This is a genomic window from Pedobacter sp. JCM 36344 (assembly GCF_046546555.1).
In the GTDB taxonomy this organism is placed as follows: domain Bacteria; phylum Bacteroidota; class Bacteroidia; order Sphingobacteriales; family Sphingobacteriaceae; genus Pedobacter.
In genome coordinates this window covers 57,002-82,622 of the sequence record NZ_JBKHKK010000004.1, presented here as the reverse complement: position 1 = coordinate 82,622, position 25,621 = coordinate 57,002, and the positions used below count along the sequence as shown (strand labels likewise).

Sequence of the window (25,621 nt, the reverse complement as noted above, 5' to 3'; positions counted from 1 at the left end):
ATGAAAAGATTTTTCAGACCACTAGCATTACTTCTTTTAGCGGGAGCGCTCTTCTCCTGCGAAAAGGACCGTCTTTTGAGTATCGAAGATGAAGGACCTGTTGTTAATCCATTAGCGAATTTTGAGGTCACTAAGGATCCAGATGATGGTTTTTCCTATAGTTTTAAGAATTTATCTTCCAACTACGAAAGGCTGGAATGGAGATTTGGCGATGATACGTTAAGTACACTAGCTTCACCTAATCATGTATATTTAACCACCGGTAAATTCCAGGTTGATTTGAAAGCGTTTTCTTCTACTGGTGCTGCTACCAGGAAACTGGTCGACATTAATATTGTTGCTGATAGCGTAGGCAAAGTTACAGTGGTGAAGACAGGAGTGTTAAACCAAGTGAAATTTGGGATAACTGTAAAGGCTAAAATAAAGACGATTACGTGGACCTTCTCTGATGTTACGCCAAATGTGCAATCCAGCTCGATGGAGCCGGTGAGAACTTACAATGCAGGATCATTTAATTCATTTAGTGTACGTGTTGTAACTGAGAATGGCTCTGTTATTAACCTTTCGAAATTTGTTACTCCCGAAGGAATCGCGGCAAATATCACTCAAAATTATACTTCATTTACTCCTTCGACGAACAACAGTAATACAAATGAAAATGCGGCGAAATTGGTTGACAATAATTTGGAAACTAAGATCTTTCTTGGGGGTCCACCTTTACCGCTTACATTTAAATTTCAATATGCTTCAGCTCAGACTGTAAAGATCTACGCGATTGGATCTGCGAACGATTCGGAAACAAGAGATCCAAAAATCTGGACAATGGAAGGTTCCAATGATGATAATATATGGACTGTTCTGGATTCAAGAACCCAGACAAGTACATTTTATGCCCAAGCTGGTAACCAATTCAAAAAGTTGTTTTACTTCACTATTGCAGAACCTAAACCATTTGTATTTTACAGATGGAGAATAACTTCAATGTCAGGAAGCTCTAACTTTCAGGCTTCTGAGATTAGATTGTTCAGATAGAAATTTCCCTTAGAAAACTTGCAAGGCGGCTTTAAAAAGCCGCCTTTTTTTTGGGATAATGTAATAAATTGGGTACTCAAGCGATTTTAGCTCCCGATGGCATATAATTTGCTTAATTTTGCATATTATTAAAATATTCCCCCCAAAAAAATGAACAAAATTTTTAAACCTTTCCTATTACTGGTATTTGCTGCCATGATAGTTTCCTGTGAGAAAGATCGGGTGTTGCCGGAAGAACCGCTCCAATCTGAGAAACTTCCTTTAGTAGATTATGCGATTCTCCCGGGAGATGATCCTTTTACTTTTAAGTTTGAGAATAAGTCCAGTGGTTTTGAGAAAGTCGAGTGGCGTTTTGGTGATGACACTTTGTCAACTGTCTTATCGCCTACACACGTATTTTTGGCGCCAGGACTTTATCAGGTAGACCTACAAGCCTTTAATTCAGAAAATGCCGTTTCCAGGAAACTGGTTGATATTAAAATCGTTCCAGATAGTGTAGTAAAAGTTACGGCTACTAAGACAGGTGTATTAAACCAGGTTAAATTTAATCTGAGTAGTAAGGCTAAGATCGTATCCGCTAAATGGACTTTTAATGATGTGTCGCCATCTGTTGTGCTTGAGAGCATGAATCCTGTTAGAGATTATCAAGCTGGATCCTTCAACAGTTTTTCAGTAACTATTACTACCGATAAGGGCTCTATGGTGACTTTTGATAAGTTCGTTACTCCGGAGGGTATCGCCGATAACATCACTCAAAATGCGCTGTCTTTTGTAGCGTCGATTGATAACAGCAATACCAACGAAAATGCTGCCAAATTAATAGATAATGACCTTGATACTAAGGCCTTGCTAGCAGAAGCTCCGTTACCGTTAACTTTTAAATTCCAATTTTACTCTGCTCAAACTGTAAAAATTTATGCAATTGGGTCTGCGAACGATTCAGACTCTAGAGATCCAAAGACTTGGACACTCGAAGGTTCTAATGATGACTTATCGTGGACTATACTTGATTCACGAAGTTTAACTAGCACATTCTACACTCAGGCGAATAGCCAATGGAAACAGTTGTTTTATTTTACTATTGCTGAGCCAAAACCTTTTGTCTTTTACAGGTGGAAGATTACATCTATCTATAATGATGTGAATTTTCAGGCGTCTGAAATTAGATTGTTTAGGTAGTTTTAAATACATTATTCTTCAAAGCCAATTCGGAAACGAGTTGGCTTTTTAATTGCAATATATTTGTTACAATAATTTTTGGTGAGCAAGACAATATTCATTATATTTACACTATTCAATCAACTTACAAATAGTTAAGTAAATATAAACCGAATATAATTTATCTCCCATGAACAAAATCCTTAAACCGATTTTATTTCTGTTTTGTGCGGCAACTATCGTTGCCTGCGAGAAAGACCGTCTGCTACCAATTGATAACACAGAAACTGGCGAACGCCCTTTTGTTGATTATGAGATTGTTGCAAAAGATGATCCTTTCACATTTGAGTTCAAGAACAAATCAACCAACTTTAAAGCCATTGAGTGGCGTTTTGGAGACGATAGTTTATCCAGAGAAGTTTCGCCAACGCACTTATTTCTTAAAGATGGAAAGTATGAAGTTGTCTTGACAGCCATCTCAGAGACTGGTGCAACTGCTAAAAAACTGGTTGTTGTTAAAATTGACGCAGAAAAAGTGGCGAAAGTAGTTGCGTTGCCAAACGGAACCGCTAACACTGTTAAGTTTAGAATAGCTACCACCGCTCAACTTAAGTCTGCTAAATGGGACTTTGGAGATGGAACTACCTCGACAGAATTAGAACCGGCGAAAGCTTACGCTGATGGGAAACTTTTTACGGCCAAAGTCGTTTTGACTACAGTAAATGGTTCTCAGGCAACTGTTAGTAAACTAGTTTCTTCTAATGGGACGCTGGAAGAGGTAACCACTCAATTCATTAAAAATGCCGGTCCAAAGTTTGCAGCGTCGGAACGTGTTGGAGGCAGATGGGGCGTAGTTGCAGATTGGAGAGTAAATCAAGCGGTTAGACAAAGAGAAGGTGGAATGGGCGGCTGGGATGAATGGGAAGGAAATAGCATGTCGATGGAAAAATGGGGTGGCGAACCAGATATTGTGAATGGTAAGATTGAGCAAACTTCACTGGTAGAATTGCCTGTTGGGAAATACTTTTATGTATTACAATTCCACGATTTCCAAGTTAGGGATAAGTTATATAATGTTATTTCAAAGGCTAATAGTTTACCTGATGTTAACAATGTCGAAACTGATGCAAATGTTATTGGGCTCTTGAAAATTAGTGGAAATGGGCCGTTAAATTCTACAACTCCGTTTGAAATAAAGGAAGTCAGAAAGGTTACTTTTGGATTTGTTGCTACCTTCCAGCAGTCAGATCAAGTTTTTAAACTTACATCAATAAAGCTCTACAGACAAGATAAGTAATTTTTTCACTTTAAAGTAATGAACCCGGCTGATAAAAACAGCCGGGTTTTTAGTAGTATAATCAAGATGAATTTATACTTACACTTTGCCACATATAATGATTAAAAGATACCTAATAACCATTTTAGCAGTTTTTATTTCTACGGTAGTTTTAGCTCAGGAGAAAAGAGCACCATCTTACCCTCTAATTACCCATGATGCGTATTTTAGTATCTGGTCTAGTACGGATCAGTTGAATGCTTCAGTTACCAATCATTGGACAGGAGCCGAACAGTCCTTATTGGGAATTATAAAGGTTGATGGTAAGTCTTATCGTTTCCTCGGAAATTCAGCGCAAAATTATAATGTAATCCTTCCTTCATCTGAAGACAAAGATTATAATTTTAGCTATACTGAAACTGCGCCTGGTGGAGACTGGAAAGCTGCTGAATACAGTTCGGGCAACTGGAAAACTGGAGCAGCGCCCTTTGGTGATGTTTCTCAATTTGCTAAAACTGCCTGGTCATCAAAAAATCTGTGGGTGCGGAGATCTTTCGATTTGGCAGATCCTATGCTTAAAGAGCTTGTTTTGAAACTCAATCATGATGACAACATCGAAGTTTACTTAAATGGTAGTTTGATATATAGTCATGTTGGATGGACCAATAATAAATTCGTCTACATTCCTATATCGATTTCGGTCTTGAAAGGACTGAAAAAGGAGAACAATGTGCTGGCTATACACATTGCTAACACTGCAGGTGGAGCCTGGTTGGATGCGGGATTGGTATCTAAAACCGTATCGCAAAACCCTGTGGCTCTTGCGCAGCAGAAAAGTGTAAACATTGCCGCAACTCAGACAAAATATGAGTTTAAATCAGGCGGTGTGGATTTGTCCTTAACTTTTACTTCGCCTTTGTTATTGGGTGATTTACACATGGTATCAAGACCCATTTCTTATGTTACCTATAAAGTTAAATCAAATGACAAGAAGGTTCATAACGTAGATATACTGTTCAATGCTTCGACTAGTATAGCTACGAATACCTCAGGACAGGAAGTTAAAGCAGATGTAGCCAACTCTGGACCATTAGCAATCTTGAAAGCCGGTACAACCGAACAGCCGATTTTAAAAAAGAAGGGAGATGACCTTAGAATTGATTGGGGTTATATGTATGTCGCAACACCATTGACAAACAGAGCCACTCAATATATAATTCCTCAGAAGAATGCCATTTCGGAATTTGCCAAGGGACTAAAGATTAGTAGACCTTCTTCGGAAACAGGAACAGGGTTATCTCTAAGCACCGTGCTCTCATTCGGTAAAGTTGGTTTAGCTGAAAAACAACAGTATGTAATGGTGGGGTACGACGACCAGGAAGCTGTTCAATACTTCGGACAAAACCTAAGGGCATACTGGAATAGCGACGGTATGAAAACCTTCAACAGCGAGCTTGTTAAAGCTAGTGCGGATTATGGAAAGATCATCCAAAAAAGTAATGCTTTTGATGTATCAATGTATAAGAATGCCTTGGCCGCCGGTGGTGATAAATATGCTAAACTTTGCGTATTGGGCTATAGACAAGCTATTGCCGCACACAAACTGGTCAAAAGTCCTACTGGTGAGCTCTTATTTATGTCAAAGGAGAATTTTAGTAATGGATCTATTCATACCGTTGATGTTACCTATCCTTCTGCACCATTATTTCTGGTTTATAATCCGGAACTGGTAAAAGGCCTTTTAAATGGAATTTTCGCTTATAGCGAAAGTGGGAGATGGGTGAAGCCTTTTGCGGCACATGATTTAGGAACGTATCCATTGGCAAATGGGCAGACGTATGGTGAAGATATGCCTGTTGAAGAATCGGGAAACATGATTATTCTGACCGGCGCAATTGCCAAAGCCGAGGGTAATGCGGAATATGCTAAAAGGCATTGGAAAACGTTAGGTGTTTGGGCAGAATATTTAAGTAGAGAAGGCTTTGATCCCGGTAACCAGTTGTGTACAGATGATTTCGCCGGTCACCTTGCAAGAAATTCGAATCTATCAGTGAAAGCTATCGTTGCTTTAGGAACTTATGGTATGCTGGCAGAAAAGCTTGGTGAAACCGAGGAAGCGAAAAAATACACTACTATGGCGAAAGAGATGGCTTTAAAGTGGATGATTATGGCTGATGATGGAGACCACTATGCATTAACATTTGATAAGAAGGGTACCTGGAGTCAAAAATACAATTTAGTATGGGACAAGCTATTGGGTTTAAACCTTTTTCCCAAATCTGTTTACGACAAAGAAGTTAAGTTTTATCTAACTAAGCAGAATCCTTACGGACTACCTTTAGATAGTCGCAAAACTTATTCAAAATCTGATTGGATCTTATGGACTTCTGTATTGGCAGATAATAGGGCTGATTTCGAAGCCTTGGTAAATCCTGTTTACAAGTATGCTAACGAAACGACTTCGAGAGTTCCACTAAGCGATTGGCATGAAACTACTACAGGCAGAATGACTGGCTTTCAGGCTAGAAGTGTTGTGGGTGGTTATTTTATTAAGATGCTGGAGTACGACTGGAATAAGAAATAGTTAGGATAGCGGTGTCTTCTTGCCTAATGCCTTAAAGATTTCCGTAAACAGCAATCCACTTCCGCCACCGTAATGCTGCACAATTGGTACTTTACGCTGCAATCGGTTAAGATTTTCAATCAACTCTTTCTCCTCCTCAGGTTTTAAACCAGCGCCAATTAGTACCAATTGAAAAGAGGTTGATTTGAATAGCGTTAGTGCTTGCTCGAGCGTATTTGCTCCCGTGCCCCGCATTGAGGTATTTGAGTTGATCAGACGCACTATCGTTTTCAAGATTTCGTCATGGCTACAAACTATTAGTATTTCCGTTTTATCCATCTTAGTAATTCATTGGAACTTCCATAAGTAATATTTTACTTCCTTTAAATGCTTTAATCACAACGTTATCAATGTCCCATATACCAAAGCCGTCTCGTTCATTCAGAGCTTGTTCGCTAAACTTTGCCGACCCCTTAATCATAAATACATACAAGCCGTTAACTTTGTTTTTCAGCGCGTAAGTGCTAGTGGTTTCTTGATCAAATTCGGCAATGCTAAACCAGGCATCTTGATAGATCCAAACACCAGAATCGTTGCTATCAGGAGAAAGGATTTGTTTAAATTTATTTTTAAAGATATCATCCGAGTATCTCTGCTGCTGATACCTTGGTTCCACATTTCTTTGATTTGGGAATAGCCATATTTGGAGAAACTCAGCAGGTTCATCCGCATTTTTATTGAACTCCTTGTGATAAATACCTGTTCCAGCGCTCATAACCTGGATCTCCCCTGATTCAATAACGGCAACATTATTCATGCTATCTTCGTGCTGTAAGGCACCACTTAATGGAATAGAGATGATTTCCATATTGTCATGCGGATGCTCACCAAAGCCCATTCCTCCATTCACCCAATCGTCATTGAGTACCCTCAACGCCCCAAACTGAATGCGTTCAGGATTATAGTTGCCGCCGAAACTGAAAGTATGGTAGCTTTTCAACCATCCATGATCTGATTTATCTCTGCTTTCTGCGGTATGTAATATTGACTGTGCCATGTTACTAATGTTAAGTTTAACCCAAAGATACTTCTACTCTATATTTTAAATCTTAACCTAGAATAAGAAAACGAACGTCCTGACATTTTTATCTGGACAAAATGCCGATCTCAGATCCTACGGTTATTTCACCAAGAAATTGACACCGGAGATTTGATATGCCGTTTTTCGAACCGGATATAACCTAATTTTTCTTTACAGATACCTTTTTTGCATTTTTAGCAGAGGTAGCATTTTCGGGTTCTGAACCTTTTGGTTTTTTCTGATCTAGAGTCTCTGCTTCTTGGGTTTTGTTCTTAGGCGTTTTCATAGGTGTCGTGTTTGCTTAATATTATATTTGTTAACGTTAACAATTTGATTGGTTAATAAGTTTCCAATACATCAAAAAGCTATATATTTAGCCCATTAAAAAATGCTTTATGCGGATCAGGATCCTATCAATCGTCGCTTTTATTTTAACTACCTTTAATATCGTTCGTGCCCAAAATGTAGAAGGAAGCTTAGGCTTACACACTTTTGCGGACAATAGAGAATACGGCAAATCCGGAAGATATCCTCAAACTATTTTTGGAATCAGGTTCTCTCCGGAATTGGGACTGTTGCTAGACAGCACCCATAGGGTTCGTGTGGGATTCAATGCCCTTCACGAATTCGGATCTCCAAGTTTTACCAACCATATTGATCCTGTAGTTTATTATCAATACCTAAAAAATGATTGGAATTTCTATATGGGGGCTTTTCCAAGAAATAAGTTGCTTACAGATTATCCACGCTCTATTCTCACTGATACTCTTAACTATTATCGCCCGAATGTAGAAGGTATGTTGCTTAAGTATGAAAATGAGCACTTCAGACAAACCCTGTGGATTGATTGGACGAGTAGACAGACCGCTACAGCAAGGGAGAACTTCCTTTTCGGATTATCAGGAAAGTATAAAACTGGTCTTTTCTTTATTTCTCATTATGCGATGATGCTTCATAATGCTGGTCCTGCGGTTAGCATAGAAGGAGATCATATTGAAGACAATGGTGCCTTAGCAATTAAAGTGGGCATAGACCTTTCTAGGAAAACCTTTTTAGACTCGTTAACCTTCAGTGTCGGTGGATTAATGTCCTTTGAACGTGTCCGCACCGTAGGTGGTTGGCAAACACCTAAAGGTATGCTGGTCGAGTTTCATGCAGAATACAAAAGATTTGGAATCATAAACTCTTATTATAACGGCGAAGGCCATAACATAAGATTTGGAGACCGCTTTTACACATCTAAAGTTTACAACAGAACCGACCTTACCTGGAGACCAATCCTTTTTAAGAACATCGAAGGTATCCTTGATCTTTCTTTTCATTTTGTGGATGGGGTGGTGGATAGCCAGCAAGCTTTTGGGTTGCGCTATAGTATTATGGGTAGCAAGAAAATCAGATAGTTATGAAAAGCATCCTCATGCTAATTTAGCCATAGTTACTAACAACGCATTTGGGCAACAGAAATCTCCGCTTGATATATAAGGTCAAACTTTCTCAGTTAAGTCAGGTAAAACTGTCAATCTTGTAAATGTTTTTCTTGGATCATCGGGAGATCATGGCCAAATGTCTCCTGCAGCCTCTTATCCATTTGGGATGTTTAGCGTAGGTTCGCAAACCTCTCCAATAACACACATGGGCTATGAGCATCTTGCAAAGAAATTTACAGGCTTCACACATACCAGATTCTAAGGCGTTGGTTGTACCGGAAGCGGTGGTTTGATCTTCATTAAGCCCTTTTTGGGAGCTGATCCTGCTCAGTCAATGTTTATTAAAACTACCGAGAGCGCTAATCCAGGTTATTACGAGGCCGGTTTTGCGAACCAGATTAAAGCGCAACTTACTGTGCCCGGTAATGCCGGCAAGCACCACTATGATTACTCCCAGGGAACAAAAGGGCATCTATGGAGATCTTTCCCGCAGTTTCTCAGGGGGTTTTATTGCAGAGCAACATTGAATTGACAAAAATATACTGACAGGTTGGATTGACGCTAAAAATACCTGTGCCTTAGGTAATAATAGGGTCTATTACTTTCTTGAATTGGTTGCAAAATTCAGTTGGCAAGATCTCTGTGATCACAAGTTACAGGTTGCACTATCAAACGAAAAGTAAGTGGTAGAATTTAACATAGCTCTTTCTTCCATAAGTATATCTGCGGCTAAGTCATCGATCAATAAAAACAACTTTAACTCCTTGCAGCAACAGACAAGCGCAGACTGGAACAGTTTGTTGAGTAGGATAGCTATTGAAGGGAATATTCAGGATACCCGCCTTTTCTATTCCTTGTTGTATAGGACGATGCAATCCCCATATATGATCTCAGAATCTGATGGACAATACCGGTCTAGAAAAGGTGAGCTACAAAAAGAGCTTTCATATTGAAGTGGAGAACTTCAATCCAAAAAGTAAGTACATTAAGCGGGTGACACCTAATAGAAAAGATTTTAATCGTAACTATATTACCCAGAACGATATAAATGCGGGCGGCACGTTAAAGATTGTTGCATCCGATGCTCCAGTTAAAGATTAGCAACCAGATAAGTGGGTTAGCTCATTTAATTAATTTGAACGAAGTTGCCATAAAGCGTATTTAAAGTAAGATTTGCTAGACAAAACATAAGTTATTGTTCGTTGTTGTACGAGTCAAATAATGTTTAGGCTTTTGGAGTAGGCATGCTGTACAGCAAAGACGGCGCTACCGACGAACACATCACAAATGTTTCTGGTAAAGATACTATGCTCTTGAAGTAGGTAAAAGACGTACGAATCAGTAGCAAAGTTCACTTCAATAGTCAGGTTACTGATGTTATCGATCATCAGTAGAAGAATTACGTTGATTATTTTGGGTTACTTTAAGATTGATAAGCTTAAAGTATAGGTTTTTGTAGACAACCTTTGTGAACCATTTTAAGAATGGCCAAGTTCTTAGGCTTTTCATGACTTTCAGTTCTTCTATGATACCGCTTTCTCCGTCCAAAAACGAGAATACAGTTTTCGCTTTTGTGCCTTTAAACAAATCTGTGAATAGTTGATGGCCTTCATAATTGCCTTCGGCAAGAACATTTAGAAGTGTAGAATCATAAAGCTTCTCTATTGAACCAAGCTGTTCGTCTTCAAAAAAAGGCGTGCCAGTCCTTTCAAATGCTTGAACAATTTTTGTAATGGTTTTTTGAACATTCGTAAAAGTGTAACCTGTAGATCCCCGCGTATCGCCACCGGCGGTTCCGATATTCATCACATTTCCAGATCTTCGTTTAAACTTATAATCTGTCATTGGAATCACGCCAAACTCGCTGTCAATCAGATCGTAATCTGACACCCCAAGCACATTAGTAATATAATCTTTGAGCTCATGATCGTAGATGTCTTCCTTAAGCAGTTCTTTTGAAAATAGTGTGTATTCAATAAAGACCTCATTCTCGCTCATTGGTAACGTATAGAAAAACGTTGTTCCATTTTTTTGCGAGGTACGAAAGTCCATCAAAAAAGCTTGATCAGGATTAAATTTTCGATTGCCAGTTTTGATAGTTATCCCCTTAAAATGTTGAAGAAAATACTGATCTCCGTACTTCAAATCCGGTTTTTTATATCTAGAGTCGAAGGCAAACTTGCATTCATAGCGACCTTTATCGGTTTTTACTAAACAGTGGTCGCCTGGGGATTCGACTGATTCGACCGACTCCTCAATCCATTCCACTTGGGTAAGTTTTTGTAAAAAGCTGCGCACATAGTTGTAAAAATCTAATCCCTTTATGGTTTTATATTTATAAGGTAGATGCTGCAAATCTATCCGCTGTTGATCATTTGTAAAAAAAACCAACTGGTTCCATTTGTGGTGAACAAGAGACTCAAAAATACCGGGTGATTTTTCCCAAAAGGACCAAGTCCGGTCATTTGTGTCTTTCGTAGATTTATCGATAATTAACACCCGCTGATTCGTCCAAACATCTGAGGAAAATGCGCTGTATGCTAGACTAAGACCAGCAAGTCCAGCACCACAAATAATAATGTCGTATTTTTTAATCATTTCGAAAGGTAAAATACTAAACTACTTCCAGTAAACACTGACGCTATCTTTCACTATCAACCTACTCATGTTTTGAGCGTTATATCCCAGTTTGTATGTTGAGAGTTCAGTAATATCATATCCCTTTGCAAGATCAAAGATGACAGACAAGCTATCTTTGGGTTCAATTTTAACATAACTATTTGCGGGAGGAGGCATTACTCGTGTAGCCATTGCACCTTTATAGTTGGCTTGTTCGTTAAAAACACTGTGCCATTTGCAGAATTGTTGAATGCTATCAGCATCGTTGTGCACAGTGAAACGCATTTGCACAGGCTTGCCCATTTTAATTGTCGGAGAGACAATCATTTTTGCATAAGGTGGTGACGAATTTTTTGCAATTGCGTTATCTAGTGCCGCAGAATCGGCGGATGCTGATTCTGCGTTTCTTGTCTTTTGACTACAAGATGCGAGCGCAACTGCTGCTAAAATAGGGATAGAATTTTTCATAACTATATGATCGAAAATAACAGGAACGATGCCACGATTAGCGTAGATATACGAAGGTAGGTACTTTTTACTATTATCAGGTTGCTAACTTTATAGTAGATGAAAGTTTTGGATCAGAAAGCTATGTTTTGCTAAATAGTAGCTAACTTTTTTCTTTCATCTTTTCATGGCTTGCATTTGTAGCCATGGCAGCCAATAATAAGGCGGAAAAACCTAGACTTGAGGTTGTTAATATCATTACGGAAGATGTTTTTTATCAAACTGTTGTAAAGCACATCGAAAACAGAGCGTCGTATCAGATTATGGATCTCGATGAAAAACAGATTAGGATTCACTTTAGCGGCTCCTTTAAAACCAGTTAGTTTCTTGATCTGACTGCTGCTGAAAAAACGAATCTTCCGTTTAAAGCTGTAAGTGCTCCAAAAATGGACTACCAGTTTGAAAGAATGAATTGCGCTGTTAAAGCGCTGGAAGGGATTTTTAGCGAGCCGAATGGTCGAACAGTATTCAGGGTAAGTTCTTCGAACAACTCGATACTTTTAAATCTGGCTGATGGTAGATAGTCAATGAATACAGTTCGATTGCGATTTTCATAAGTTAAATAATGTTAAATGACATTTAGCCGAAAGCCAAGGAGTATCGTGATGGTATATTTGAAGCTTGGACCCGTTCATACAGGTTTATATTTGGTTAGAAAAGGGGGTCATCCGGATGGAAATCCCCTTTTGTTTTTCAATTTCAATTTAAATGCTAATATTTGTAGCATATGTCTCGCGAACTAACAATAACAGTTTTGGCTATCAATGAGCCTAAGTCTGGTAACAACCTGTCATTACATAAGGTAATGGACAACAGATTGGCTAAATTTGCTTCAGAAATGCAATCCGAATTAGATGTTTTGCTGGAAGGGGAGCAGGATTGTGATGACCTTGTGGTCTGGATCAGTTACACCTCTAACTATGCAATCCGTTGGAAAATTGTCAATGATGTCCCAACTCAGATTGAAAAGATAGTTTACGATCTTTGTGCAAAGTTGGGTTATATCATTTGGAAGGGAAGCATCATTAGTGTTAAACGGAATTCGTAATATGACAACAGGAGAAATAGAGGATATCGAAGGGATATTTCAGGGCATTGATTTACCGGAAGGACCGATTGAATTGAATGCTGCAACGCGTATCATTGATGTCAAAGCTTTTATCCAGGCTCAGTTGAGCATCATCAAAAATGCTCCTGAAAGCAGAATGAGTATACCGGCGTATGAGCGGCTTGTCGCTTTGAAGGAGATTCTACTGGCCTAAATATTCAAAAAACAACCTGTCGTTGGTAAACCCATTCTAAGCTCATTCGTTAAAATATGTTCACACTCTTTAAAGTCGATATTGAGCAATTCCAAATCCCAGAAGTCCTTAGCCTCACAACTGACATACCGCATGAACTTTGTCTTCTGGCGGCAAAGGAACTAAAACAACATCTTAGTCAGAACCAGTTCTTTAATCATAATTTCGGCTTGAAAGAAGAAAATGATTTAGCTATCATTGGAAAAATGTTTGGCGTTCTGATTGTAAAACTAACCACTGGCAACTTGGGATACCTTTCTGGATTTTCTGGAAAGCTAGGTGGCAAAAATACCTATACCGAGTTTGTGCCCCCAGTCTTTGATCTGTTAACTGAAGGCAGCTTCCTAAATGCAGGGATGCAGAAGTTAAACAGAATGAATGAGGAAATCAAAGCGACTAAACTCGATCATAACAAATTGAAAGAACTCAAGGCTGTACGCCGCATTCATTCCACCACATTACAAAATAAGATATTTGATCAATACCACCTTTTGAACCAAGCAGGAATGTCTAAGAGCCTCCGCGGAATCTTTAGCAACGCTGGCTATAAAAATCCTCCGGCAGGAGCTGGAGAATGCGCAGGGATTAAGCTGTTACAGTATGCCTTCCTTCATAATATGAAACCCCTGGCGTTGGCCGAATTCTGGTGGGGGCAGTCTCCCAAGTCTGCAACCTGGAAGCACGGCCAGTTTTATCCCTGTTGCAAAGAAAAATGTGAGCCTATACTTCAGCACATGCTCACTTAGATCCATTCAAAACCCTGTTACCAAAATTGCAGTAAAGTATGGTGTTTTTGTCTGGAAACCCAGCATTATCCTGATGTTCCATATCAACCAAAGTTTATAAATACGGTTTTAAATCCTGGTCAAACCTATAAGTCAAAGACGATTTTTAAGTTTTCTGTTCTATAATATTACTCGCTTTCACTCAACTCCTAATGTCAGATAATTTGCTATTTTTGGTCAACCGTAAGACCAAAAAAAATGAATAAAATTTTTCTAATTCCAGCATGCATTTTGACAATAATGTCTTGCAAGCAAGTCGCCAAAACATACCCGACTGTAGCGAATAAACAATTTTCAGCAATGTGTGAGCAATATTATCAGGAGGGTTTAAAAATCAATCCATTGGCCGCTACATATATTGGTGATGAGCGCTATAACGACCTGTTGGCGAATGATGGTTCAGTTACTTATATTCAGGACTACAAAAATTTTAATGAAAGGTACCTAGACAGTTTGAAGGTTTACGACAGGGAGAGCTTGGATGCCAATGATAAATTATCGTTCGATTATTTGAAGGATCAATTGGACATGAATATTGAAGGTTTGAAATACCATTCTGAATATCTTCCTTTCAACCAAATGTTTGCTTTGCCATTAACCATTGGACAACTTGGATCCGGAACTGGTGCCCAACCCTTTAAAACAGTCAAAAACTATGAAGACTGGTTGAAGCGTGTATCTGCATTTTCAGTTTGGGCTGATACTGCGATTGCGAATTTCAGAAAGGGCGAGGCTTCGGGAATTGTGCTTCCTAAGGCTTTGGTAGTTAAAATGATCCCTCAAATGCAGGCGCTGGTTGTAACTGATCCAAAAGCGAGTTTGTTTTATGGACCGATCAACCTGATGCCGAAAACTTTCAGCGCAGCTGAAAAACAGAAGCTTACCCAAGACTATATTAATGCAATTTCTACGGTAATTATACCAACCTATAAACGATTGGGTGACTTTCTGCAGAATGAATATTTATCTAAAGCAAGAACTACTTCGGGTTATTCCGCTATGCCTGGAGGTGCAGAATGGTATGCTTACCTTGTTAGACAACAAACCACCACAAATAAAACTCCTGAGGAAGTTTATCAAACTGGATTAAAAGAAGTTTCAAGAATTAAATCTGAAATGGATAGTATCAAAAACCTAGTTGGTTTCAAAGGAGATCTAAAAGCATTCTTTGAATACATGAAGACGGATAAGAAGTTCATGCCTTATAAAAACGCTAACGAAATTCTTACTGCTTTTGAAAACATTCATCAACGGATGAAGCCTAACCTGAAAAAGATGTTTGAAAGGGAACCCAAAACGCCCTTTGAGATTCGTCAGACGGAAGCTTTTCGCGCCGCATCAGCGAGTGCAGAATACAATTCGGGTTCCGCCGACGGTAAGCGCCCTGGAATATTTTACGTTCCGATACTTGATGCAAAAACATTCAATACCACTTCAGGAATGGAATCCTTATTTCTCCATGAAGCAATCCCTAGTCACCATTATCAAATTTCATTGACGCAGGAGAATACCTCACTCCCTAACTTCCGTCGTTTTGGAGGTCATAATGCATACGTAGAAGGCTGGGCATTATACTGTGAGTCGCTGGGTAAGGAGCTTGGCCTATATCAGGATCCTTACCAGCATATGGGTGCATTAGGTGATGAAATGCACAGAGCCGTCCGTTTGGTAGTCGACGTAGCAATTCATACAAAAAACATGAGCAGGGAGGACGCGATAAAATACATGACCGACAATGAGGCAATCAGTACTGAAGGAGCTACTGCAGAAATAGAGCGTTATATGGGTATTCCGGGACAAGCTTTAGGGTACAAGACTGGTGCAATGAAGATTAGAGAGCTTCGCGCGAAGTACATGAAGCAGCTTGGAGGTCAATTCAAAATTGCTGCATTTCATACAGAGGTGCTGAAAGACGGATCTTTGCCCTTATCAGTATTCGAATCTAAAATGAATGCCTGGGCAGATAGACAAAAATAGATAAACGATCTGGCATGGTTGTAGCGTTAGTGCTGTTTAATTAAACTAAGCCAAATGCGAAAATTATTAATGAGTTCATTTAGTCCGAAAAATATTAGTTCCGAACTCAGGAAAGGTATCAAGCGCCTTTCAACTGGAGGATTTAAGCAGATCTTCTCCAGAATTGATCAGTTGGGAATCAAGAAGGGTGTAGATAAATTGGGTATTGATAGGTTTATCAATCAATGTGCTTACATGGCAGCGGGGTCAGGGCTGGTGACTGGACTAGGAGGATTGAGCTCTCTGCTTATCGGCGTTCCTTTAGACATCATTAACCTCATCACGCAGCAGTTTAGGGTAACCCTGGCTATCTCTTACCATCAAACAGGTAGTTATAAGATCAATTTTGAAGATTTCTTCAGAATTGTTGCCTCAACTGTTAAAGCTGATACCAAACTAGCCCTAAGCAAAAATATTATGGAAGAAGTAGCAGAAAAGCTTGTGCTAACTTTAGGTTCAAAAACTTCTCAGAGGCTAGTTCCCATAGTTGGTGGATTAGTAGGTGGGACAGTTAATTACTTCTTTATAAAAGGGGTGGCAAAGACGTTGTTAAACAATGAAGAATCTGACAACAAAATGCTTTCTATCTAAGTTTTTAGGTTTTTGTTTCTGCGAAACAAGTCATATACTGCCGCTGCAATTGCGACCAGAACAAAAAGTAGAATGGGATAATTGAATTTCATATGGTTTGTATTTCTATTCACCATAAATATGCAAACGCAATATGAACAAAATGTTAATCTCCTGTAAACATTTATTCCGATTTCAATTCAAGGATTAAACAAGATTACTATAGAGTCGAACAGATAAAATTTTCAACATATCAAAAAAATCCCCAAGGAAAATTATTACTCATGGATTCCTACCAATGTTAATTCGATAAAAATTAAGCCTGATAAATGTATACTATTCTCTTTTTCGCATCGGTCTTCATAGCGATACATTTTAAATGTTCCTGAAAATTTACATGACCAGCTTGGTCAACCGTTGCTAACATTGCCATATTGTAATTTGCTGCCGCTTCAGTAAAATGTTGTTGTGCTTCTAAATAATTGCCTAGGAGCTCATAGATATCCGTTTGACAAACCCCAAGGATTAATAATGCATTTTCAGCAGTGCCCATTATTGCTTTATGCATTTCTAAGACAATCAACATCTTCAAATAATGCGGGTAAATGTCAGGGAAGCTTGGTTCCAAATTGATGCGCTTTTTGAAATAATACCCCGCTGTTTGATAGTTCTTAAAATGATAGTGGTGAAAACAACCTATCGGTTAATATGCTCTAGCATAACCAGCGTCTATGTCAAGGATCGTGTTAAAATAGTGCAGTGCTTTCGACAATCTACCGTATTTTAGTTCTTCAACTGCCTGAAGATACTTTACTTCTACAAAGTATAGAATTTCCATAAGGATATTTGTGATTATTGCAAAGGTGCCAAGTGGCCTGAATGATGTTGTAGGTACTTAAATTAGTTGATGTATTGCATAGGTAGAGAGCTTAGGCACTAAGGCAGGAAATTATTTCATACCCAACACGATAAACAGGGAAGGTTGTTTACAACCCTTAATTTGGATATTTAGCATCTGGACATGATTATGATTTTCCTAAAGATATTATTTTTAGCTTAGTAAAAAAAAATTGAAATGATAACCAATTCATTTCCTAAATAGCTTAATATGAAAATCATAACTTCTTTCTTTTGTCTGCTTTTATTATTCAGTTATTCGTATTCCCAAGACATAAAAGGTACCTACGCGATTAAAAATGTGAAGACAGGCATGCTCCTTCGAATAAAAGATGCCAATGGTAAAAATGGAACGCCTTTAGTTGCTTATGGTCCACAAAATTGGAAATGCATGACCTGGGATTTCCAGTCTATGGGAGATAACACTTATCAACTGAAAAATCTTTTCACAAAAAAAACCTTTCAGCCCTTAGGTGAAGCAAAGGAGACGGTGGCTCTTGAAGAACAGCCGCTTTTAGTAGATGCTGTAAATCAGCAATATGAATTTATTAAGGTTAAAAAGGATACTTATTTAATCCGCCTCAAGGCAACTGAACTTTATCTGACTCCGGCGGATGCTGATGGTAGTACAAATTCAGCGATCGTATTGGCAAAGAAGAAAAATTCAAGCGAGCAACAATGGATTATCTATCTCCAAAATCCAACGATTTAGTGAAACTCAGAATTCCTACAAAATTTAATATTAGACTTGGTAATTCACCAAACTTATGTTTAAACAGATATTCAAGACTAGATACGCTATACTTTTTTCTTTTATATTAGTTTTTATTTCCAGCTCGTTGCTGGTCAGGATTACGCTTTTAATTCTTTCACATTCAAAAAATACCTTTACAGCCAGCGGTATAGTTAATATTTTTGTTCTCGGTTTAACCTATGATTTAGGTGTAGCATTGCTTTCAGCTATAACTTTTGACACAAAAATGTCTTTCAAAAATCGTTTGAAGATTTCAGGATTGATGTTAGTAGCTTCAATTTCTTATCCGTTTCTATTGAGCAACAGTTATGCTGAATCAAGTGATAATCGCTATCAGAATGAACTTTGGAAGGGGGGTATCTATTCTTTCTTTTTTGCTTTCAAGAATAATGAGCTCAATTATCATGATTTCTATTCCTTAGTTTTAGAAAGCGAGTCTTATAAAATAATGCGAGATCAACTAATTAATCACAATAGTCACTTTGTTAGTTTAGACAATTCTATGCGAAGAAGGATTATAGTCGCTGGAAAACCCTCTAGGCCGAATGTGATCGTGATTGCCGTCGAAAGTTTAAGCGGCGATTTCTTAGCTCATTTTGGTAGTAAGCAACAGTTGACTCCAACCTTGAATTCTTTAGCAGATCAAGGTCTGCTTTTTAACAATAGGTATGCTAAGGGTACTACAACTGTCAGGGGGATGGAAGCTTTAAGTTTATCTATCCCGCCCACTCCAGAAAATAGTATAGTAAGACGTCAGCATAATCAAAACCTGACAACTGTGGGAAATATTTTTAAACAGGTATGCTATAGCCGAACATTTTATCATGGAGGAGATGGCTATTTCGATAACATGAAGAAATATTTTGGTAGTAGTGGATTTGACATTACTGATCGGGGAAGAAACCTAAAAATCAATGACACCTATTTAACGAGAAGAACCGTCATTCCGGATAGATTAGTGTACTTTGAAAATGCCTGGGATATCAATGACGAGGATTTATTTAATGCAGTTATCCGAGGTGCTGACAAGAATTCCGCTTTCGAGCCAAGGACTTTGTTAGGTACCTATCAAAAGCGTGCCTATCTAAAATCAGACAGCCTCGTGATTCTTGGTCCACAAGGTAAAGCAGAGACATTCCTATACAATATCAATGTTAACATCCAAACGCCTAGTTTATTACCCTTAAAGTTGATTAATGAAGAAAGCGAATCATCAGACCGCACATGAATTGTTTAAAAACGGAAGTCTGCATCAATAGCCAAAAATTGCTGCATGGGAAATTTGCCATTTTAATAATCAGTAGTTATCAAAGCGTAAGTGTGAATTTAAACATAATTAAAGAAATTTAAATGAAGGTGTTAATTATTGAGGATGAGCTCCAACTTGCTGCCAATATGGTAAGCTACCTCTCCGGTCAAAACTATGTCTGCGAACTTGCCTCCGATTACAGCCAGGCATTAGCTAAGATAAGTTCTTATCGGTACGACTGCATCTTGTTGGACCTCATGTTGCCTGGCGGCAACGGGCTAAGTATTCTAGAAGAGCTTAAGCGTTTAAAAAAGGAGGATGGCGTCATTATCATTTCGGCAAAAAATGCTCTGGAAGACAAAATCTCGGGACTAGAACTCGGCGCGGATGACTACCTAGCTAAGCCTTTCCATTTATCTGAATTGTCAGCACGTGTTTTTTCTGTAATTAGGAGACGTAGTTTCGCTAATGCAAATATCATCCAACACGGAGAGTTGACGGTAAACTTGCCTGCAAAAATTGTAGAGGTTTGTGGAAAAACCGTTGTATTGACAAAAAAGGAATTTGAGCTGCTCATCTTTTTTATAGGCAACCGTGGAAGGGTGATTTCAAAAAGCGCCATTGCTGAACACCTTTCTGGTGATCTGGCAGATATGCTGGATAGCCACGATTTCATTTATGCTCACGTCAAAAACCTCAAGAAGAAATTGTCGGATGCAGGATGCGGAAGTTATTTGAAAACGCTTTACGGCAACGGGTATAAATGGGACATATGATTAAGTTACTGGATAAGCCATTAAGAGCTTTCACCACTTACTCAATGATCGTCCTTTTGTGTAGTATACCAGTCTATTTTATAATCATCGATCTGATTTGGGTCCATGAAATCAATGAACATAATCAGCTCGTAGCGGAGGCTACAAAGAAAAACCTGGTTCGCTTAAACTCAGACCAGACGCAGTTATTGGCTGCGATTAGTTTATGGAATACCCTGCAGCCCGAAACTAAAATACAGCCTGTTAGGGCTTTAAAAAATGACAGTACCTACAATGTTTACAGGAAGGACAATTACAATGCTGATGGGGGATATGATCGTTTTCAGGGCCTGGTCACCTATGTTGAAATCAACCGTCAGCCCTACAGCCTTATCGTGGAAGCGAATGTGGAAGAAAGCTATGAAACAATCATCGCAATCACTGCAATTACCATCTTGTTCTTTATCATTCTGCTTGTAGGCTTTATCAAGTTAAATAAGAATATTTCCAAAAGGCTTTGGGCCCCTTTCTATCATACCCTCCAGCAAATAAAAGCCTTTAATTTAAGTGATGACCAGGTAGTACAGTTCGCTCCAAACACTATCATCGAGTTTCAAGAACTCAATGACAGCATAGCCAGGTTGATGGAAGGTAATCTCTCGACTTTTAAACGCCAGAAGGAATTTACAGAGAACGCCTCTCATGAACTGCAAACTCCACTGGCAATTGTTCAGTCAAAGTTGGATTTGCTGATCCAGGACGATTCCATTACTGCTGATCAATCCCGGCTGATCGAGGAAACCAACAACGCATTGTCCAGGGTGTCAAGAATTAATAAAAATTTATTGTTATTAGCGAAAATTGAAAACCAACAATTTTTAGCAAAGCAGTCCATCAACATGTCTTTGAAATTAAGTGTGATGCTTGAATTATTAACTAATCTAATTGAAACCAGGGAGATTGCCTTTCAGGTACATGCAGAATGCCAAGTTGAGGCAAATTCAACTTTAACAGAAATCATGCTGACAAATTTATTGATGAATGCAATAAGGTATACATGCAATGATGCAAAACTCGATATTTCCCTGTTCTCGGATAAGTTAGTGGTTTCCAACGCTGGAACTTATTCCCTGGAAGAACAAAAGTTATTTTTAAGATTCGGTTCCACATCTGTTCAAACTCCTGGTAGTGGTTTGGGGCTTTCGATTGTAAAAGAGATTTGTGACCGTCACGGTTGGATAGTTTCTTATAACTTTACCGAGCGCACGCATAGCTTTACAATTACATTTAATTCTGCTTAATTCAAAATATATTCAGAATTCGCATTCAAATTCGAAATATGAATGATTTCTTAAAATATATCAAACACTTATTAGTTGGCTTACTGCTCTTTCCCTTTTTTGTGTCTGGCCAGACCTTGCAAACTATTACACTATCAGGCTATGTGCAAGACGCAAAAAAAGCGCCCCTACCTTATGCAAACGTCGTTCTAAAAACTCAAAAAGACAGTTTATTTGTCGTTGGAACGATAACCAACGAGAATGGAGGTTTTAAGATTGAAAACTTGAAGAGTAGCATTTATATCCTTGAAGTTAGCATGGTTGGTTTTGTTACTCACAAGCAAAATTATACAGTAGGGTTATTGAGCCCCTTTCTTAATTTGGGTGTAGTAGAATTGGAAGCGGATGCGAGGATTCTGACGGAAGTTTCGATCGTTGCCGAAGCACGCGATGGAGTATCTGAAAAGATGGATAAAAAGACATTCAATTTGTCCAACAACGTTACGCAGATAGGGGGATCTGTGCTACAAGCTATGCAAAACCTTCCAGGCATCACCATACAAGATGGAAAGGTACAACTGCGTGGCAATGATAAGGTGGCTGTTTTGATTGACGGCAAACAAAATGCAGTGACAGGATTTGGATCACAAACAGGTTTGGACAATATACCTGCATCAGCAATTGAAAGAATAGAAATTATAAACAACCCCTCTGCCAGGTATGATGCAAATGGCAATGCGGGAATTATAAACATCATCTATAAAAAAAATAAACAAGAGGGATTTAACGGTAAAGTGGGACTAACATCTGGTTTGGGCGCGCTGTGGGTTCGAAAGGAAAACCTTCCAGGTATCAGGCCTCAGTATCAAGCAACTCCGAAGGTAAACCCTTTCCTTTCTTTGAATTATCGGAAAAATAAGGTCAACACCTTTTTACAGGCAGACGTTCTATCTACCCAGACGCTAAACAGAAATGATTTCGGAGAAAGGATTTACGATGATGGAACAGTAATCCGACAACAGGTTAAAAGAAATAGGACGACTACCTTTTCGACGTTGAAGATGGGGGTCGATTGGAATCCGGAAGATCAGAATAGCTTTACTTTTTCTGGATATTTAAACAAAGAAAGAATTCTGGATCGTGGGGATATTCCATACTTCAATGCAGACTTAAGTGTGAGGAGCAGACTTTGGCAATTTTTAGAAGATGAGGTGAAGTACACTGCAACTGCCTCGGCATTGTACCAACATAAATTTCAACAGCCTGGTCATGTTATTAATGCTGGATTCAACTACACTTTCCATCGGGAGGATGAAAAATACTTCTTTACTAACATACTACCCACTTTTGCCGGCGAAGACGCATTTAAACTACTCTCTGATGAACATGTTGCTGACTTGAATTTTGATTACATCAAACCTTTAAAACACGGTCGCCTGGAAACTGGCGTAAAATTCAGACGGCGTACGATTCCTACCAACATGCAGTTTTTTCCAGGATTAAATTCTCCTCTGGATGTCAATGCGGGTGGCTGGGCAGACTATAAAGAGACCATCCCTGCACTCTATGGAAATTATGTTTACGAAAATGTAAAATTTGAAATAGAAGCTGGTTTAAGGCTGGAGTACGTTAAAGTTAATTACGATGTAAACCCAGGGCACAACACCTACACTAGCGATGGTTATGATTACTCTAGACCTTTTCCTAATTTAAGGATTGCTTACAAGCTTGGTGATAAACATAAAATCTCCGTGTTTTATAATGAGCGAGTAGATAGACCCAACGAAGTCGACATCAGGATATTTCCAAAGTATGATGAACCTGAGGTGATAAAGGTTGGAAATCCAACATTACGGCCACAGTTCACGAAAAGCATAGAACTTGGACACAGAGCAACCTGGCAGAAAGGGAGCATTTACTCTGCATTGTTCCTGAAGAATGTTGATGCTACAATTACGAGGATTGCCACTACCGTTTCTGGAAGTAGTTTGATTTATAACATTTTTCAGAATGCAGACAAAAGTAACAATAGGGGGGGAGAGGTTACGTTAGATCAACAATTGACATCCTGGTATAAATTGAATATTAGTGCATCCATCTACCGAAACACAATTGATAGGTTTACGGTGACTAATAAATATCCCGTTCCAACAACCTATCATATGAATGAGGATGCAATTACATCCTGGAATGCGAAATTGAATAGCTCCGTTAAATTGAGCAATCAATCCAACTTACAGGTTTCTGCTATCTATTTAGCGCCAGATATTATTCCGCAGGGTAAAATTGGCTCAAGATTCTCGGTAGATATGGGTTACAAGATTCAAATCCAGAAAGGCAAAGGAGAACTCTTTTTCAATGGAACAGATATTCTCAATACCTTATACACCCGTCGGGAAATCTTTGGAAACAATTTTGTATTAAGAAGTACAGATTATCTGGAGACTCAAGTCTTCCGTATAGGATATAGTTACAAGTTTTAAACTTTCAATCTAATTGAAACAAATACGCTTCAAAACGGAAATTACCCCGCCATTTTGAAGCGGTGCGTTAAACAGAAGCTTCAGCTATCGCCAGGGGAACAGGAATTAGTAAACGAGCTGGGATTGATCTTGGAAGAAAAACGTATTTATCCCCCAATAGTTCAGATCAAGGCTGTTTTAATATGCCTTCAATAAAAAATGGACCGGGAGATTCTGCAAGATCTCACAGCGCAGATGAGCATATATACTTATCGGAAATCAGTGATGGCATCACTATTTATATAGATTTATTAGATTCTATAATTCCCTATCTTGCGAAAGATAATTTAGTGGATTTAAAAGTATATGAATCACAACACCAATAGAATTTCACCAATGCAAGATACAGTTCTGATCATCGATGATGAGAAAAAAATATGTAGTCTTTTGGCCCGCATTATTGAATTGGAAGGCTTTAAAGTTTTTCAAGCTTCAACAGGCAAAGAAGGGCTTAAAATAATTAAAATGGAAGAAGTTCTTGTTGTTTTAAGTGATGTGAAGCTTCCGGACTACAATGGAGTAGAGCTGGTATCTGAAATTAAGAAAATTAATCCGATCATAGAAGTTATTAATCTCACGGCTTTTGGTACAATAGCAGATGGCGTAATGGCCATGCGGAATGGTGCTTTTGACTACATCACAAAAGGGGACGATAATGACAAAATTATTCCCCTTGTTTACAAAGCAATGGATAAAGCCAAGCTCAGCGCCCGTGTTTATGAATTGGAGAAGCGGATCGTAAAGAAGTATAATTTCGATGCTATCCTTGGTAATTCAAAGTCGATAAAGGAAGCTATTGCACTGGCACAAAAAGTTGCTGCTACCAGTACAACGGTTCTTTTACTGGGAGAGACGGGTACTGGAAAAGAGGTGTTTGCCCAAGCTATTCACTACGAAGGTCCAAGAAAACTAAAGCCTTTTGTAGCAGTAAACTGTAGTGGACTTAATTCAGAATTACTCGAGAGTGAATTGTTTGGTTACAAAGCGGGGGCATTTACCGGTGCGGCCAAAGACAAGAAGGGTTTGCTTGAAGAAGCAAATGAGGGCACCATATTTCTGGATGAGATTGGAGAAATGAGCCTTGACCTGCAAGCTAAACTCCTGCGGGTGTTAGAGAATCAGACTTATATCAAAGTGGGAGATACACAGACTAGCCTGGTCAACGTTCGGATTATCGCAGCCACCAACAGAGATCTGAAAACTGAAGCTGAAGCCGGCAAGTTTAGATTAGATCTTTTTTACCGACTCTCTATCTTTTCAATAGAACTCCCGCCGTTGTCGCATCGAAGGGAAGATATCCTGCCCATAGCAATGTATTATCTTGCTGAATTTACATTGAAAGTTAATAAGCCTGATTTTACCGTTGATAAAGAATTTACAAAACTGTTGACTGGTCACAATTGGAAAGGAAACATCCGAGAGCTGAAAAACGTCATGGAACGCGTTGTAATTCTTGCGGATGATGCCTTTATTACCTCTAGCCTGCTGCCCTATGAATTTCACCATCAAACCAAATCTGCTGATCCTATGAATATGCAGACAGTGGAAAAGCAACACATCATAAAGGTCTTAAAATTTACAAGAGGGAACAAAACAGAGACATCCCGTTTACTTGGTATCGGACTAACAACACTGTATCGAAAAATTGATGAGTATAAATTAGAAGCTTAGAAACGCAGCCTTCTGGTTGCTCACCCCACTATGACAAAAACCCTTCCATTATGGAAGGGTTTTTGTCATTTGAATGATACCAATTGCTGATTTTTTATAATGTAAGACACTGACAATTAGTTTATTGTGATTGAATTCGTAATTATGGCATCTATATT

At 38.7% G+C, this 25,621-nt stretch carries 27 protein-coding genes and 1 pseudogene; 20 read left to right on the top strand and 8 right to left on the bottom strand.

The features are described from left to right. The 4 genes from ACHFIZ_RS05500 to ACHFIZ_RS05485 all read left to right on the top strand — a co-directional run bounded on the left by ACHFIZ_RS05500 (nucleotide 1) and on the right by ACHFIZ_RS05485 (nucleotide 6,050). Nucleotides 1-1,032, top strand: a complete 1,032-nt coding sequence (locus ACHFIZ_RS05500; RefSeq protein WP_410883664.1) for a PKD domain-containing protein — start codon at nucleotides 1-3, stop codon at nucleotides 1,030-1,032. Nucleotides 1,033-1,182: 150 nt separating this feature from the next. Beyond that, nucleotides 1,183-2,211 carry a PKD domain-containing protein gene (locus tag ACHFIZ_RS05495; protein WP_410883662.1) on the top strand — a complete coding sequence of 343 codons (1,029 nt, stop codon included), beginning with the start codon at nucleotides 1,183-1,185 and terminating at the stop codon, nucleotides 2,209-2,211. Between the two features lie 169 nt (nucleotides 2,212-2,380). Further along, nucleotides 2,381-3,487 carry a DUF5013 domain-containing protein gene (locus ACHFIZ_RS05490; protein WP_410883660.1) on the top strand — a complete coding sequence of 369 codons (1,107 nt, stop codon included), beginning with the start codon at nucleotides 2,381-2,383 and terminating at the stop codon, nucleotides 3,485-3,487. 97 nt (nucleotides 3,488-3,584) lie between these two features. Next, nucleotides 3,585-6,050, top strand: coding sequence for a glutaminase domain-containing protein (locus tag ACHFIZ_RS05485; RefSeq protein ID WP_410883658.1), 2,466 nt, complete (start codon nucleotides 3,585-3,587; stop codon nucleotides 6,048-6,050). On the opposite strand, the gene ACHFIZ_RS05480 is transcribed toward ACHFIZ_RS05485, so the two are convergent. The 3 genes from ACHFIZ_RS05480 to ACHFIZ_RS05470 all read right to left on the bottom strand — a co-directional run bounded on the left by ACHFIZ_RS05480 (nucleotide 6,051) and on the right by ACHFIZ_RS05470 (nucleotide 7,396). Further along, nucleotides 6,051-6,368 carry a hypothetical protein gene (locus ACHFIZ_RS05480; RefSeq protein ID WP_410883657.1) on the bottom strand — a complete coding sequence of 106 codons (318 nt, stop codon included), beginning with the start codon at nucleotides 6,366-6,368 and terminating at the stop codon, nucleotides 6,051-6,053. Between the two features lies 1 nt (nucleotide 6,369). Beyond that, entirely contained in the window at nucleotides 6,370-7,086 is a 717-nt protein-coding gene (locus ACHFIZ_RS05475) for a pirin family protein (protein ID WP_410883655.1), read from the bottom strand. A 184-nt stretch (nucleotides 7,087-7,270) separates the two neighbouring features. Next, nucleotides 7,271-7,396, bottom strand: coding sequence for a hypothetical protein (locus ACHFIZ_RS05470; protein WP_410883653.1), 126 nt, complete (start codon nucleotides 7,394-7,396; stop codon nucleotides 7,271-7,273). 109 nt (nucleotides 7,397-7,505) lie between these two features. Here ACHFIZ_RS05470 and ACHFIZ_RS05465 point away from each other — a divergent pair, with 109 nt between their 5' ends. The 4 genes and pseudogenes from ACHFIZ_RS05465 (at nucleotide 7,506) to ACHFIZ_RS05450 (ending at nucleotide 9,638) form a co-directional block, all read left to right on the top strand. Further along, the gene (locus tag ACHFIZ_RS05465; protein ID WP_410883651.1) at nucleotides 7,506-8,510 is read left to right on the top strand and encodes a hypothetical protein; all 1,005 of its coding nucleotides are present in this window, start codon (nucleotides 7,506-7,508) and stop codon (nucleotides 8,508-8,510) included. Nucleotides 8,511-8,643: 133 nt separating this feature from the next. Further along, nucleotides 8,644-9,069 (top strand): annotated as a pseudogene (locus ACHFIZ_RS05460) (hypothetical protein); the annotation flags it as partial. Between the two features lie 151 nt (nucleotides 9,070-9,220). Beyond that, nucleotides 9,221-9,490, top strand: coding sequence for a glycoside hydrolase domain-containing protein (locus ACHFIZ_RS05455; RefSeq protein WP_410883649.1), 270 nt, complete (start codon nucleotides 9,221-9,223; stop codon nucleotides 9,488-9,490). Then, entirely contained in the window at nucleotides 9,438-9,638 is a 201-nt protein-coding gene (locus ACHFIZ_RS05450; protein ID WP_410883647.1) for a glycoside hydrolase domain-containing protein, read from the top strand. The genes ACHFIZ_RS05455 and ACHFIZ_RS05450 overlap by 53 nt, the downstream gene beginning before the upstream one ends. A 113-nt stretch (nucleotides 9,639-9,751) precedes the next feature. On the opposite strand, the gene ACHFIZ_RS05445 is transcribed toward ACHFIZ_RS05450, so the two are convergent. From ACHFIZ_RS05445 to ACHFIZ_RS05435, 3 genes are read right to left on the bottom strand one after another with little or no spacing between them, the layout of a single operon-like run. Next, nucleotides 9,752-9,925, bottom strand: a complete 174-nt coding sequence (locus ACHFIZ_RS05445; protein WP_410883645.1) for a hypothetical protein — start codon at nucleotides 9,923-9,925, stop codon at nucleotides 9,752-9,754. Next, nucleotides 9,915-11,135, bottom strand: a complete 1,221-nt coding sequence (locus ACHFIZ_RS05440; RefSeq protein WP_410883643.1) for a lycopene cyclase family protein — start codon at nucleotides 11,133-11,135, stop codon at nucleotides 9,915-9,917. Before ACHFIZ_RS05440 ends, ACHFIZ_RS05445 begins: the two co-directional genes overlap by 11 nt. A gap of 21 nt (nucleotides 11,136-11,156) precedes the next feature. Next, nucleotides 11,157-11,624, bottom strand: a complete 468-nt coding sequence (locus ACHFIZ_RS05435; RefSeq protein WP_410883641.1) for a protease — start codon at nucleotides 11,622-11,624, stop codon at nucleotides 11,157-11,159. A gap of 185 nt (nucleotides 11,625-11,809) precedes the next feature. Between ACHFIZ_RS05435 and ACHFIZ_RS05430 the strand changes: the two genes are divergently transcribed. From ACHFIZ_RS05430 to ACHFIZ_RS05405, 6 genes are all read left to right on the top strand, one after another. Then, entirely contained in the window at nucleotides 11,810-11,986 is a 177-nt protein-coding gene (locus ACHFIZ_RS05430; protein ID WP_410883639.1) for a hypothetical protein, read from the top strand. Between the two features lie 404 nt (nucleotides 11,987-12,390). Further along, entirely contained in the window at nucleotides 12,391-12,711 is a 321-nt protein-coding gene (locus ACHFIZ_RS05425) for a hypothetical protein (RefSeq protein ID WP_410883637.1), read from the top strand. 1 nt (nucleotide 12,712) lies between these two features. Beyond that, entirely contained in the window at nucleotides 12,713-12,925 is a 213-nt protein-coding gene (locus ACHFIZ_RS05420; RefSeq protein ID WP_410883635.1) for a DUF6965 family protein, read from the top strand. 56 nt (nucleotides 12,926-12,981) lie between these two features. Continuing rightward, entirely contained in the window at nucleotides 12,982-13,710 is a 729-nt protein-coding gene (locus tag ACHFIZ_RS05415) for a hypothetical protein (protein WP_410883633.1), read from the top strand. Between the two features lie 237 nt (nucleotides 13,711-13,947). Further along, nucleotides 13,948-15,726: a DUF885 domain-containing protein gene (locus ACHFIZ_RS05410; RefSeq protein WP_410883631.1), complete on the top strand. Its 1,779-nt coding sequence runs from the start codon at nucleotides 13,948-13,950 to the stop codon at nucleotides 15,724-15,726. 54 nt (nucleotides 15,727-15,780) lie between these two features. Then, on the top strand, nucleotides 15,781-16,356 hold the full coding sequence (locus tag ACHFIZ_RS05405) for a hypothetical protein (RefSeq protein WP_410883629.1): 576 nt from the start codon (nucleotides 15,781-15,783) through the stop codon (nucleotides 16,354-16,356). Nucleotides 16,357-16,651: 295 nt separating this feature from the next. Here ACHFIZ_RS05405 and ACHFIZ_RS05400 read toward each other — a convergent pair whose 3' ends face one another. Together ACHFIZ_RS05400 and ACHFIZ_RS05395 are read right to left on the bottom strand one after the other, a co-directional pair. After that, entirely contained in the window at nucleotides 16,652-16,963 is a 312-nt protein-coding gene (locus ACHFIZ_RS05400; RefSeq protein ID WP_410883627.1) for a hypothetical protein, read from the bottom strand. 75 nt (nucleotides 16,964-17,038) lie between these two features. Next, nucleotides 17,039-17,173: a hypothetical protein gene (locus tag ACHFIZ_RS05395; protein ID WP_410883625.1), complete on the bottom strand. Its 135-nt coding sequence runs from the start codon at nucleotides 17,171-17,173 to the stop codon at nucleotides 17,039-17,041. Nucleotides 17,174-17,443: 270 nt separating this feature from the next. Here ACHFIZ_RS05395 and ACHFIZ_RS05390 point away from each other — a divergent pair, with 270 nt between their 5' ends. The 6 genes from ACHFIZ_RS05390 to ACHFIZ_RS05365 all read left to right on the top strand — a co-directional run bounded on the left by ACHFIZ_RS05390 (nucleotide 17,444) and on the right by ACHFIZ_RS05365 (nucleotide 25,463). Continuing rightward, complete coding sequence (locus ACHFIZ_RS05390; protein ID WP_410883623.1) at nucleotides 17,444-17,944, top strand: RICIN domain-containing protein; 501 nt, start codon at nucleotides 17,444-17,446, stop codon at nucleotides 17,942-17,944. Between the two features lie 55 nt (nucleotides 17,945-17,999). After that, nucleotides 18,000-19,214 carry an LTA synthase family protein gene (locus ACHFIZ_RS05385; RefSeq protein WP_410883621.1) on the top strand — a complete coding sequence of 405 codons (1,215 nt, stop codon included), beginning with the start codon at nucleotides 18,000-18,002 and terminating at the stop codon, nucleotides 19,212-19,214. A gap of 122 nt (nucleotides 19,215-19,336) precedes the next feature. Further along, the gene (locus ACHFIZ_RS05380) at nucleotides 19,337-20,011 is read left to right on the top strand and encodes a response regulator transcription factor (protein ID WP_410883619.1); all 675 of its coding nucleotides are present in this window, start codon (nucleotides 19,337-19,339) and stop codon (nucleotides 20,009-20,011) included. After that, nucleotides 20,008-21,291, top strand: coding sequence for a sensor histidine kinase (locus tag ACHFIZ_RS05375; RefSeq protein ID WP_410883617.1), 1,284 nt, complete (start codon nucleotides 20,008-20,010; stop codon nucleotides 21,289-21,291). Before ACHFIZ_RS05380 ends, ACHFIZ_RS05375 begins: the two co-directional genes overlap by 4 nt. 38 nt (nucleotides 21,292-21,329) lie before the next feature. Then, nucleotides 21,330-23,753: a TonB-dependent receptor domain-containing protein gene (locus ACHFIZ_RS05370; RefSeq protein ID WP_410883615.1), complete on the top strand. Its 2,424-nt coding sequence runs from the start codon at nucleotides 21,330-21,332 to the stop codon at nucleotides 23,751-23,753. A gap of 375 nt (nucleotides 23,754-24,128) precedes the next feature. Beyond that, entirely contained in the window at nucleotides 24,129-25,463 is a 1,335-nt protein-coding gene (locus ACHFIZ_RS05365) for a sigma-54-dependent transcriptional regulator (protein WP_410883613.1), read from the top strand. Nucleotides 25,464-25,621 lie beyond the last annotated feature (158 nt).